The following is an 11,191-nucleotide window of genomic DNA, read 5'->3' as shown; positions in this document are numbered from 1 at the left end:
CCATCTGCGCCGCCAGCACCGGCCCGACCAGCGGCCCCGCGCCGGCAATGGCCGCGAAGTGGTGGCCGAAGAGGATGTGTTTGTTGGTCGGGACGTAGTCCAGGCCATCGTTGTTGAGCACGGCGGGTGTGGCCCGGCGCGCGTCGAGTTGCATTACGTTGTTGGCGATGAAGAGGCTGTAGTAGCGGTAGGCGACCAGGTAGATGGCCACGGCGGCGACGACGATCCAGAGGGCGTTGATCGCCTCGCCTCGACGCAATGCCACGACGCCCAGGGCGCACGCTCCTACGACGGCCAGCAGTAGCCAGGGCAGATGGCGCAGCAGGCTATTATTGTTTTTCATTTTTATATTCCAGCCAGGGTGGACAAGAAAGATAGCCATTGGAGTTTAGCGCTAACCCGGGCAAAGGCCATACTCGACATTCGTCTGTCACCGGCCGAACGGTGACGATGACCGGCCAGTAGGGTCTATAGTCATTACATCTTCAGAGGGAAAGCGTAATGAGCGAACGCCGCCGCTTCGTACGAATAGAGTTCCATGCCAAGACCGAGCTGACCCAGGGCCCATTCACCTGGCCGGTGAAACTGCTGGACCTGTCCCTCAAGGGCCTGCTAATCGAAAAACCCAAGCCCTGGCTGGGCAACGCCGAAAAAACCTTCATGGCCGACATCCACCTGAGCAATGAGGTCGAGGTGAAGATGGAAGTCAGGCTCACCCACGACGATCACGGCCACTTGGGCTTTGTCTGCGAGCACATCGACCTGGACTCCATCGCACACTTGCGCCGACTGGTGGAGCTGAACCTGGCCGATCATGACGAACTGGAGCGGGAATTCGCGGCGTTGATTCAGGTTTGAATCAGCGGGTTACTCGAACAGCGCATCCAACGCCTGTTCCAGACGGGTCACCGCGATAATCTGCAACCCTGGCGGCGCTTCCTTCGGCGCGTTGCCCTTGGGCACGATGGCGCGTTTGAAACCGTGCTTGGCCGCTTCCTTGAGCCGCTCCTGCCCGCTGGGCACCGGTCGCACTTCCCCCGACAACCCCACTTCGCCAAACACCAGCAAATCATGGGGCAGCGGCCGGTTGCGCAGGCTGGACATGACCGCCGCCATCAACGCCAGGTCGGACGCGGTCTCCAGTACCTTGACCCCGCCCACGACGTTGAGGAACACGTCCTGGTCGTGAGTCGGAATCCCGCCGTGTCGATGCAACACCGCCAGCAGCATGGCCAGCCGATTCTGATCCAGGCCCAGGGTGACCCGCCGTGGGTTCGCCAAGTGGCTGTCATCCACCAGCGCCTGCACTTCCACCAACATCGGCCGGGTCCCTTCCCACGTCGCCATGACCACACTGCCCGGGACTTCTTCCTGGGCACGCGTCAGAAAGATCGCCGAAGGGTTCGAGACTTCTTTCAGGCCCCTGTCGGTCATGCCGAACACGCCCAATTCATTGACGGCACCAAAACGGTTCTTCACCGCCCGGAGCAAACGCAGGCGGCCATCGGATTCGCCTTCGAAGTACAACACGGTATCGACCATGTGCTCCAACACCCGCGGTCCCGCCAACGCACCTTCCTTGGTGACGTGGCCCACCAGGAAAATCGCTGTGCCGCTCTGCTTGGCGTAGCGCACCAGCAACGCCGCGCTTTCACGCACCTGGGACACGCCGCCTGGGGCCGATTGCAGCTGCTCGGTGAAAATGGTCTGGATCGAGTCGATCACCATCACCTTGGGCTTTTCCACGCGCGCCGTGGCGATGATGGTTTCGATGCAGGTCTCGGTCATGACCCGCAACTGGTCCTGGGGCAAGCCCAGGCGCCGGGCGCGCATGGCGACCTGTTGCTGGGACTCTTCGCCAGTGACGTACAACGCCGGCATGCGGGTGGCGAGGTTGCACAAGGTTTGCAGCAGGATGGTGGATTTGCCGATGCCCGGGTCCCCACCGATCAGCACCACCGAACCGTCCACCAGGCCACCGCCCAGCACCCGGTCCAGTTCACCGGACGCGGTGGAAAATCGCGGGATTTCTTCAACGCTGACTTCGGCCAGGGTCTTGATCTGCGCCTGCTGACCGGCCCAGCCCGTACGCCCGGTGGGGGCCGCCGCGCCGCCGCTTTCCACCATGGTTTCGGTCAGGGTGTTCCAGGCCCCACATTCGCTGCATTGGCCGGCCCATTTGGGAAAGGTCGAACCGCACTCGGTGCAGCCGTACATGCGCTTTGCCTTGGCCATCTGAACTCCGGGGTAAAACCGCGATGATAGCCCAGCCAAGGTTCACTGAGGGGCCGGCATTCTGATTTCACCCTTCGCCAGATCCGCCGCGGTATTGCCCAACGGATCCCGGGCCTCCAGGTCGGCGCCCCTGGCCTTCAAGGCATCGAGCAACTCGCCACGCTTGAACAGACCCGCGTACATCGCGGCGGTCTGTCCGGCACCGTTGCGTTGGTCCGGGCTGCAATCGGTGGACAACAAGCGACGGGCAATCTGCACTTCGCCCTTGAAAATGGCGCCCATCAGCGCCGTATTACCGCGTTTATCCTGGGCACAGGCATCGGCCCCCGCGGCCAGCAACCGCTCCACCGCCGGAGCGTGGCCGTGATAAGCCGCCAGAATCAGCGCGGTGTAGCCCTTCTCATCCCGGGTATCGAGCGAATAACCGGCCTCGATAAACGTATCGAGCATCGGCACATCGCCCCGGCGAGCGGCGTCGAAATAATAGTTTTGCAGCTGTTCCTGTACCGCCGCCGGCTCCGTGGGCACTGGCTGATCGGCCAATACACTGACTGACCAGGCCGCAAGCATCGATAAAAGGAATTTACCCATCATGACGTCTCCCCATGAACTCAAGACTGTGGAGCAGGGTTGTGGGAGCAAGGCTTGCCCGCGATGCAGACGACTCGGTCTGGTTTCCGACCCCGGCGTCCGCTTCGCGAGCAAGCTTTGCTCCCACAGGTTATGCACCTGCCGGCGGTGGTCAGTCAGTCAGTTTTTCCGCCAGCGCCTTGACCCGGGTGAGGTCGCCCTTGGCGACACGGGCCACGCCAGTGCCGTATTCAGGATCGGCCTTGTAGAGGAACGACAGGATGATGTGCTTGCTCTCGTCATCAGTGGTCGCCAAAGAGCCACCAAAGCTTTCGATCAGGTCATCACGTTCTTTCTTGCTGAACGAACGATACAAATCACCGGCCTGCTTGAAGTTCTGCTCGCGCTGGATTTTCGCCTGCTGGGTGCTGCCACTCAACGCGGCCTGGCTGTAGCGTGCCGCCTGCGGTTCTTCACGAGGCGTCAGGCGGCTCGGCTGGTAATTCACGCCGGTGCTGGTGCTGCCTGGGTTCATCGCACCGTCCTGGTTACCGTTGTTCACCGCCACCTTGGGGGCGTTGATCGGCAATTGCAGGGCATTGGCGCCTAGACGGTACATCTGCGTATCGGCATAGGAAAACACCCGGCCCTGAAGCAAACGGTCCTCGGAAGGCTCGATGCCTGGCACCAGATTCGCTGGCGCCATCGCCACCTGCTCGGTTTCCTGGAAGACATTCGCCGGGTTACGGTTCAAGACCATTTGCCCGACCTTGCGCTCAGGCACGCCCGGCCAGATCTTGGTCGCATCCAGTGGGTCGAAGTCGAACTTGGCAAGGTCTTGCGGATTGAGCACCTGGACGTACAAGTCCCACTTCGGGAAGTCGCCCTTATTAATATGGCTCACCAGGTCATTGGTCATATGGCTGTAATCCTGACCCTGAACTTTCACAACTTCTTTCGGATCGAGATTTTTCAAGCCCTGCAAACTTTTCCAATGAAACTTCACATAGTGAACGTCACCCTTGGCGTTAATCAGCTTGTAGGCATGTACACCGTTGCCGTCCATTTCACGGTAACTGGCCGGTGTGCCAGAGTTGGAATACAACTCGGTCAGGGTACGGGTCGACTCTGGAACATGGGAGAAGAAATCGAAACGGCGCGAATCATCGTCCAGGTTGGTCCGCGGGTCGGGCTTGAACGCATGGACCATGTCCGGAAACTTGATGGCATCGCGAATGAAGAAAGTCGGGAAGTTGTTGCCCACCAAATCCCAGTTACCGTCGGCGGTGTAGAACTTCGTGGCGAAGCCACGGGGGTCGCGCAGGGTTTCCGGTGAATGATTACCGTGCACCACGGCAGAAAAACGCACGAACACCGGGGTGACCTGGCCCGCGGCGAAGACCTTGGCCTTGGTCAGGTCGCTGAGATCGTCGGACACCGTGAATGTGCCGTGGGCACCGGTACCACGGGCATGCACCACACGCTCGGGGATGCGTTCACGATCGAAGCGCTGGAGCTTCTGGATCAACTGCACGTCTTGCAGCAGGGTCGGACCGTTGGGACCTGCCGTCTGCGAATTCTGGTTATCGCCGACCGCCGCACCGTTGTCCCGGGTCAGGGTGGCCGCGTTGACAGACAAGGATAGAAGACTCGCGGTCAGCACAAAAAGAGCGCGGCGATGGGAGTAAGCCCCGTGGCCGAGGGAAGTGTTCATAGGCATGTTCCTCTGATGTTATAGAGCGCATCCATGTGCGCCATCCAGAGGCTAGTGCCGGGAAAAGAAAAACCTAAATAGAAATGCCGTACCGTGCCGATAGAAAAAACGTTATAGGGCCCCCGGGCCGAAACCGCGTATCACGCGCGATTGATGGCACTTTGTAAACTTTTCATCCAAGCCCCGGTCGATAACTGAAGCTTTGTAAGCAGGCGTTTCGAGCAAGACTCGTTGGGCTGATTTACACTGCCACTCATCTTTCATCTGTTACAAGGAATAACTCATGGGCGTGCTAAGCGAGTTCAAGGCCTTCGCGGTCAAAGGCAATGTCGTCGACATGGCCGTCGGGATCATCATCGGCGCCGCTTTCGGCAAAATCGTCTCGTCATTCGTGGGCGACGTGGTCATGCCGCCAATCGGCCTGCTGATCGGTGGCGTGGACTTCAGTGACCTGGCCATCACCCTCAAGGCCGCCCAGGGTGATGCGCCTGCCGTGGTGCTGGCCTACGGCAAATTCATCCAGAGCACCATCGACTTCATCATCGTGGCGTTCGCCATTTTCATGGGCGTCAAGGCCATCAACCGCCTCAAGCGTGAAGAAGCCGTAGCCCCCAGCGCCCCTCCGGTTCCGACCAAGGAAGAGCTGCTGCTGAGTGAGATTCGCGACCTGCTCAAGGCTCAGAACGAGCGGCCCTGAGCCTACCAGTAGTTTTCCACCGCCACCTGGCCCGGACGACGGGTCAGGCTCAGTTGCAGGCCCCTGGCCTTGAGCAGCTTGCGCGTGTCGTCGATCATTTGCGGGTTGCCGCACAGCATCACCCGCGAATGCTCCGGCGTCAGCGCTACGCCGGCCGCGCGCTCCAGTTCGCCATTGTCGATCAACGTGGTGATGCGCCCACTGAGCGCCCCCGGGTGCTGCTCACGGGTGACGGTCGCAATGAAACGAAACTTGTGAGCGTACTCGGCCAGGTAGTCGCGCTGGGGCAGTTCCTTGATCAGGTCCTGATACGCCAACTCCCGCGCCTCGCGCACGCTGTAGACCAGGATGATCCGCTCGAATTTTTCCCAGGCCTCGAAATCCTGGAGGATCGAAAGAAACGGCGCCACGCCCGTCCCCGTGGACAGCAACCACAAATCCCGGCCATCGACGAAGCGGTCCAGCGTCAGGTAGCCAAAGGCCTGGCGATCCACCAACAGTTCGTCACCCGGTTGCAAGCGGCTGAGTTCGCTGGTGAACTCACCCTCGGGAACCACGATGGAAAAGAATTCGAGGAACTCGTCGAAGGGCGACGACACCATGGAGTACGCCCGCCAGACGGTGGTGCCGTCCGCCTTGGCGACGCCCAGCCGGGCGAACTGACCTGCCCGGAAGCGAAAGCCGCGATCCCGGGTCGTGCGTAACGTAAACAAATGAGACGTCACTGGCTGGACATCGAGCAAGGTTTGGCGGGTGAACTTCTCTGCGCTGTCGGTCATGAGCCACTCCTAGGGGACAAGACGTACAGTGTCCCGCAAAGTGAGCGTCTTCACCACCGACAGCAAGTAATGGCACTTTAGCCATAGTCGCCACCTTTATCGCTAAATCCTTTACTAAACTTATACAAAGTTGCAGCGATGTAAAACCAACCACATAAAAAACTTATTCACTTAGATATTTCAAAATGTAAGTGAGATAAAAAAATCCCACTACAGATTAAGAATAGTCCTACACTAAAATTTCGCATCATGGATTGGATCCGCATGGACGAATCAAACCCAGGAGAAAGCGATGGACAGGTGGAAGGACTTGTTACTGAGGAAGTTATCCTGTGAAAAAGACCTGCAGGCGGCCTATCGTCTGGTATTGAATTTCTTTAACAATCAGGGATTTGAATATTGCGCATTTGCAGCCTATCTCGGAAGCCCCGACAAACACACCAGCAAGGTGAACCTGAATAACTACCCTTATGGATGGGACCGGCTTTATGAACAAAACGGTTATGCGTCGAGCGATCCATTAGTAGCACATTGCAATCAATCACCGCTCCCGATCTTGTGGGATGAGACTGTTTTCGCTCAGGCCCCCAAGTTATGGCGAGAACTTAATCGACAGGGACTCAAGTACGGCTGGACCCAGGCCGTTCATGACGACCAAGGGGCACAATGCAGCCTGTTCAGCCTCGCACGAACCCATTGCCCCATTGATATAGAGGAACACTATGGCAACCTCGGCTACGCCATCTTCGCCAGTCAAAAGCTGCATGCGCTCGCCAGCAAAAAACTGTCTGACGCCATCGTAGTCAAGCAGAACTATCACTTGTCGCCGAGAGAAATCGAAGTACTGAGGTGGTCAGCCGAAGGCAAAACGGCTTCGGAAGTGGGCAGGATTCTCTGCCTTTCCGAACGAACCGTGAATTTCCATGTGTGCAGTTGCATGCGAAAACTGAACGTCAGCAATAAAATTTCAGCGGTGGCCAAGGCTGCCCAGATCCATGTGATCTGACCCGTGGCGCGGCACTGCCGAGCTGAAAAACCCGCGAGTAATGTGCAAGAAAAAAACGTACCATTTACGGTCCCTCTTGAATGATGCCGCTTTTAAGCGCGACGCAGTTCATTCAGGCGGTCCCGCACAGACACCTACCTCCAGGCCGCGGGACATTCGTTGATTTCCAGAGTCCCCAGCCATGCCCCTGCTCGACAGTCCTTTCGCCCAACTCGACCTGATCCGCCAACCCGAACAGCAGAACGAACCGCTGCAAGCCTTCGATGCGGCCGATGAATACCTGCTCGCGTATCTGGCCGAACAACAACCGGCCGCGCAGACTCGGGTCCTGGTGCTCAATGACGGCTTCGGCGCCCTGGCTGCCAGCCTGGCCGGCAACGCCCTGGTGACCAGCAGCGGTGATTCTTTCCTGGCATTGCAGGCACTGGAGAAAAACCTGGTGCGCAATGGCCGGCCCTTCGATGCGGTACCAACGTTGCCCGCCAGCGAACCGTTGACCGGCCCGTTCGATCGCGTCCTGATCAAAATACCGAAAACCCTGGCCCTGCTGGAGGAACAACTGATTCGCCTGCAAGGCCAACTGGCGCCGGGCGCCCAGGTGATTGCCGGAGCCATGATCAAGCACCTGCCCCGGGCCGCCGGCGATTTGCTGGAGCGTTACATCGGCCCGGTGCAGGCTTCCCTGGCAGTGAAAAAAGCGCGGCTGTTGATCGCCACACCGCCCAGCGCCTCTTCACCCAACAGTACGCCGGTCGTGTCGCCCTACCCCACGCGCTACTGGCTGGACGAGCCGAAGATCGAACTGCTCAACCATGCCAACGTGTTCTGCCGCGAAGGCCTGGACATCGGCACGCGCGCGTTCCTGCCACATCTGCCGAAAAACCTCGGCACGGCCCGGGTCGCGGACCTGGGCTGCGGCAATGGCGTACTGGCCATCGCCAGTGCCCTGCAAAACCCCGAGGCCCGCTACACCCTGGTGGACGAGTCGTACATGGCCGTGCAATCGGCCGCCGAGAACTGGCGTGCGGCCCTCGGCGAACGCGAAGTGACCATCAGGGCCGGCGATGGCCTGGCCGGGCAAGAAGCGCAGTCACTGGATGTGGTGTTGTGCAACCCGCCCTTCCACCAGCAGCAAGTGGTGGGCGACTTCCTCGCCTGGCGGATGTTTCAGCAGGCTCGCGAAGCGTTGGTGGTGGGCGGCGCGCTGTACATCGTCGGCAACCGGCACCTGGGCTACCACAGCAAACTGGCGCGGTTGTTCCGAGGCGTCGAGCAAGTGGCCGCCACGCCGAAATTCGTCATTCTCAAAGCCCGCAAATAGACCGTCCGCTGCGGGAGCAAAGCTCGCTCCGGCAGGGAAATCAGTGGGTGGTCAGCCCCGCGGCATTCATGAACATCCGCATCAGGCTGGCGACGATGAACAACGCCAGCACACTGCCAGCCCAGATCAGCGCCAGCCAGCCGAGCCGCTGCCAGAGTGGCTTGCGTTCGGCGGCCTCGATGTCTTTCAAGTCAGGTTTGGCCATGCTCGATGCCCTCAATGGTAGCCGTCGTCGTGGGTCACCTTGCCGCGGAACACGTAGTAGCTCCAGAAGGTGTACACCAGGATCAACGGAATGATAAACAGCGTGCCCACCAGCATGAAGCCTTGGCTCTGGGGCGGTGAAGAGGCGTCCCAGATCGAGATGGACGGCGGCACGATGTTCGGCCACAGGCTGATGCCCAAGCCGCTGTAGCCGAGGAAGATCAGCACCAGAGTCAGGATGAAGGGCGTGTAGTTGGCATTGCGGGCCACCGCGCGGAACAAACCGTACATGGTCACCAGCACCAGGATCGGCACCGGCAGGAACCAGAACAGGTTCGGCAATGTGAACCAGCGGGCCGCGATGTCCGCGTGGGCCAGCGGCGTCCAGATGCTGACGATACCGATCACGGCCAGCACCACGAACGCCAGCGGCCGGGCCAGGTCATGCATCTGCTCTTGCAACTTGCCTTCGGTCTTCATGATCAGCCAGGTGCAGCCGAGCAACGCGTAGGCCGCGATCAACGCCAGGCCACAGAACACCGTGAATGGCGTGAACCAGTCCAGGGAACCGCCGGCGAACTGGCGATTGACCACTTCAAAACCGTCGATGAACGCCCCCAGTGCCACGCCCTGGAAGAAGGTGGCCGTCAGCGAACCGCCAATGAACGCCTTGTCCCAGAGGTGGCGCTTCTCAGCCTTGGCCTTGAAGCGGAACTCGAAGGCCACGCCGCGGAAGATCAGGCCGATGAGCATCAGGATCAACGGCAGGTACAGCGCCGAAAGCACCACCGAGTAGGCCAGCGGAAACGCCCCGAACAGCCCGGCACCGCCCAGCACCAGCCAGGTTTCGTTACCGTCCCAGACCGGTGCCACGGTGTTCATCATGACGTCACGGTCGCGCTCGCCCTTGACGAAGGGGAAGAGGATGCCAATCCCCAGGTCGAAGCCGTCCATGATCACGTACATCATGATGCCGAAGATGATCACCACGGCCCAGATCAGCGGAAGATCAATACCCATGACTCAATTCCCCTTGTTCGAGCGGTCGTTGTGGTCCACATCGTCGTCGGCGGCCGACAATGGCCGGGCCGGCGTACGTTTCTGGCCCGGGCCACCATCGCTCGGCTCGGCTTCGTGGGCCTCCGGCCCCTTGCGCACCAGGCGCATCATGTAGCTCAAACCTGCACCGAACAGCGCGAAATACACCACGACGAACAACACCAGGGTGATGCTCATCTGCGCGAAGCTGTGGCCGGACGAAGCATCGGCCGTGCGCATCAAGCCATAGACCACCCAGGGCTGGCGGCCGATCTCCGTGGTAAACCAGCCGGCCAGGATCGCAACCAGGCCGGACGGGCCCATCCACAGCACCATGTAGAGGAACGGTCGGGATTGATAGATCCGATCCTTGCGGCGCAGCCACAGGCTGCACAGCCCAGTGAAAATCATCAGCAAGCCGAGGCCGACCATGATCCGGAACGACCAGAACACAATGGTCGAGTTCGGTCGGTCCTCAGGCGGGAACTCCTTGAGGGCCGGCACCTGCTTGTCCAGGCTATGGGTCAGGATCAGGCTGCCCAGGTAAGGAATTTCCACGGCGTACTTGGTTTTTTCCGCTTGCATGTCGGGCCAGCCGAACAGGATCAGCGGGGTCGGTTCATTGCCGACGTTTTCCCAGTGGCCCTCGATGGCGGCGATTTTCGCCGGTTGGTGCTTGAGGGTGTTCAGGCCATGGAAGTCGCCGATGACCGCTTGTATCGGCGCCACCAGCAAGGCCATCCACATCGCCATCGACAGCATCCGGCGGATGGCCGGGTTATCGCGGCCGCGCAGCAAATGCCAGGCCGCCGACGAGCCGACGAAGAACGCCGTGGCGACAAACGCCGCAGTGGACATGTGCAGCAATCGATAAGGGAACGAGGGGTTGAACACCACCGCCAGCCAGTCCACCGGGATCACCCGGCCGTCGATGATTTCGTAGCCCTGGGGGGTCTGCATCCAACTGTTGGAGGACAGGATCCAGAAGGTCGAGATCAGGGTGCCGATCGCCACCATGACCGTGGAAAAGAAATGCAGGCCACGGCCGACGCGGTTCCAGCCAAACAACATCACGCCCAGGAAACCCGCTTCGAGGAAGAACGCCGTGAGCACCTCGTAGGTCAGCAAGGGGCCGGTCACCGCACCGGCGAAGTCCGAAAAGCGGCTCCAGTTGGTCCCGAACTGATAGGCCATGACCAACCCGGACACCACCCCCATGCCGAAGTTGACGGCAAAGATTTTCGACCAGAAGTGGTACAGGTCGCGGTAGGTGTCATCGCGGGTCTTGAGCCACAGCCCCTCGAGCACCGCCAGGTAACTCGCCAGGCCGATGGTGATGGCCGGGAACAGGATGTGGAACGAGATCGTGAACGCGAACTGGATTCGGGCGAGATCAAGCGCCTCCAAACCGAACATAAGTCTTCCTCTGTCAGGTAAAACCGGCTGCGGGCGGGGCTGGCACCAGCCTCCAAGGGATATGGAGTGCGATGCTTTTCAAATCGTTCTTTTTATAACCGTCACAACGCAGGACTCTGGCCGGATGGCCGCCAGCCCAACGCCCCGAAGGGTATTGATCTGGATCAAGCAATGCTCAAAGAGTAGTCGCAATATTGCCGATGGACGGCGT

Annotated in this window: 12 protein-coding genes; 4 read left to right on the top strand and 8 right to left on the bottom strand. The window is 60.0% G+C overall.

The window, feature by feature from the left end:
* Nucleotides 1-343, bottom strand: a 343-nt coding sequence (locus IB266_RS27320; protein WP_318646607.1) for a carbon starvation CstA family protein, incomplete at its 3' end; no start/stop codon positions are given.
* A 158-nt stretch (nucleotides 344-501) separates the two neighbouring features.
* Here IB266_RS27320 and IB266_RS27315 point away from each other — a divergent pair.
* Nucleotides 502-858, top strand: coding sequence for a PilZ domain-containing protein (locus tag IB266_RS27315; protein WP_123343876.1), 357 nt, complete (start codon nucleotides 502-504; stop codon nucleotides 856-858).
* A 9-nt stretch (nucleotides 859-867) separates the two neighbouring features.
* On the opposite strand, the gene radA is transcribed toward IB266_RS27315, so the two are convergent.
* From radA to katB, 3 genes are all read right to left on the bottom strand, one after another.
* Entirely contained in the window at nucleotides 868-2,235 is a 1,368-nt protein-coding gene (radA, locus tag IB266_RS27310) for a DNA repair protein RadA (RefSeq protein WP_060740535.1), read from the bottom strand.
* Between the two features lie 42 nt (nucleotides 2,236-2,277).
* Entirely contained in the window at nucleotides 2,278-2,826 is a 549-nt protein-coding gene (locus IB266_RS27305; protein WP_192263596.1) for an ankyrin repeat domain-containing protein, read from the bottom strand.
* Nucleotides 2,827-2,977: 151 nt separating this feature from the next.
* Complete coding sequence (gene katB, locus IB266_RS27300) at nucleotides 2,978-4,519, bottom strand: catalase KatB (protein WP_192263590.1); 1,542 nt, start codon at nucleotides 4,517-4,519, stop codon at nucleotides 2,978-2,980.
* Nucleotides 4,520-4,802: 283 nt separating this feature from the next.
* On the opposite strand from katB, the gene mscL reads away from it, so the two are divergent.
* Nucleotides 4,803-5,216, top strand: coding sequence for a large-conductance mechanosensitive channel protein MscL (mscL, locus tag IB266_RS27295; protein WP_003205779.1), 414 nt, complete (start codon nucleotides 4,803-4,805; stop codon nucleotides 5,214-5,216).
* A 2-nt stretch (nucleotides 5,217-5,218) separates the two neighbouring features.
* Here the strand turns inward: mscL and IB266_RS27290 are convergent, their stop codons facing one another.
* Entirely contained in the window at nucleotides 5,219-5,995 is a 777-nt protein-coding gene (locus IB266_RS27290) for a ferredoxin--NADP reductase (protein WP_092332978.1), read from the bottom strand.
* Between the two features lie 292 nt (nucleotides 5,996-6,287).
* Between IB266_RS27290 and IB266_RS27285 the strand changes: the two genes are divergently transcribed.
* A complete protein-coding gene (locus IB266_RS27285) occupies nucleotides 6,288-7,001 on the top strand; it encodes an autoinducer binding domain-containing protein (RefSeq protein ID WP_192263588.1) in 714 nt (237 codons plus the stop codon).
* Nucleotides 7,002-7,182: 181 nt separating this feature from the next.
* Nucleotides 7,183-8,322 carry a methyltransferase gene (locus tag IB266_RS27280; protein ID WP_192263586.1) on the top strand — a complete coding sequence of 380 codons (1,140 nt, stop codon included), beginning with the start codon at nucleotides 7,183-7,185 and terminating at the stop codon, nucleotides 8,320-8,322.
* Between the two features lie 40 nt (nucleotides 8,323-8,362).
* On the opposite strand, the gene IB266_RS27275 is transcribed toward IB266_RS27280, so the two are convergent.
* Genes IB266_RS27275 through IB266_RS27265 form a run of 3 tightly spaced genes read right to left on the bottom strand, consistent with a single transcriptional unit; the run spans nucleotide 8,363 to nucleotide 10,980 of the window.
* Entirely contained in the window at nucleotides 8,363-8,527 is a 165-nt protein-coding gene (locus IB266_RS27275; RefSeq protein WP_003205785.1) for a DUF2474 domain-containing protein, read from the bottom strand.
* A gap of 11 nt (nucleotides 8,528-8,538) precedes the next feature.
* Complete coding sequence (cydB, locus tag IB266_RS27270) at nucleotides 8,539-9,546, bottom strand: cytochrome d ubiquinol oxidase subunit II (protein ID WP_053125566.1); 1,008 nt, start codon at nucleotides 9,544-9,546, stop codon at nucleotides 8,539-8,541.
* A 3-nt stretch (nucleotides 9,547-9,549) separates the two neighbouring features.
* A complete protein-coding gene (locus tag IB266_RS27265) occupies nucleotides 9,550-10,980 on the bottom strand; it encodes a cytochrome ubiquinol oxidase subunit I (RefSeq protein WP_192263584.1) in 1,431 nt (476 codons plus the stop codon).
* Nucleotides 10,981-11,191 lie beyond the last annotated feature (211 nt).

Source organism: Pseudomonas sp. Pdm06 (assembly GCF_014851795.1).
Lineage (GTDB): Bacteria > Pseudomonadota > Gammaproteobacteria > Pseudomonadales > Pseudomonadaceae > Aquipseudomonas > Aquipseudomonas fluorescens_AA.
Note: the sequence above shows the minus strand (reverse complement) of the source record. Positions and strands in the feature narration are given on the sequence as shown.

Excerpts from the sequence above, each read along its gene's own strand:
- IB266_RS27285 (WP_192263588.1), top strand. The coding sequence starts at position 6,288 with ATGGACAGGTGGAAGGACTTGTTACTGAGGAAGTTATCCTGTGAAAAA.
- katB (WP_192263590.1), bottom strand. The coding sequence starts at position 4,519 with ATGAACACTTCCCTCGGCCACGGGGCTTACTCCCATCGCCGCGCTCTT.
- IB266_RS27265 (WP_192263584.1), bottom strand. The coding sequence starts at position 10,980 with ATGTTCGGTTTGGAGGCGCTTGATCTCGCCCGAATCCAGTTCGCGTTC.
- IB266_RS27290 (WP_092332978.1), bottom strand. The coding sequence starts at position 5,995 with ATGACCGACAGCGCAGAGAAGTTCACCCGCCAAACCTTGCTCGATGTC.
- IB266_RS27305 (WP_192263596.1), bottom strand. The coding sequence starts at position 2,826 with ATGGGTAAATTCCTTTTATCGATGCTTGCGGCCTGGTCAGTCAGTGTA.
- mscL (WP_003205779.1), top strand. The coding sequence starts at position 4,803 with ATGGGCGTGCTAAGCGAGTTCAAGGCCTTCGCGGTCAAAGGCAATGTC.
- IB266_RS27280 (WP_192263586.1), top strand. The coding sequence starts at position 7,183 with ATGCCCCTGCTCGACAGTCCTTTCGCCCAACTCGACCTGATCCGCCAA.
- IB266_RS27275 (WP_003205785.1), bottom strand. The coding sequence starts at position 8,527 with ATGGCCAAACCTGACTTGAAAGACATCGAGGCCGCCGAACGCAAGCCA.
- cydB (WP_053125566.1), bottom strand. The coding sequence starts at position 9,546 with ATGGGTATTGATCTTCCGCTGATCTGGGCCGTGGTGATCATCTTCGGC.
- radA (WP_060740535.1), bottom strand. The coding sequence starts at position 2,235 with ATGGCCAAGGCAAAGCGCATGTACGGCTGCACCGAGTGCGGTTCGACC.
- IB266_RS27315 (WP_123343876.1), top strand. The coding sequence starts at position 502 with ATGAGCGAACGCCGCCGCTTCGTACGAATAGAGTTCCATGCCAAGACC.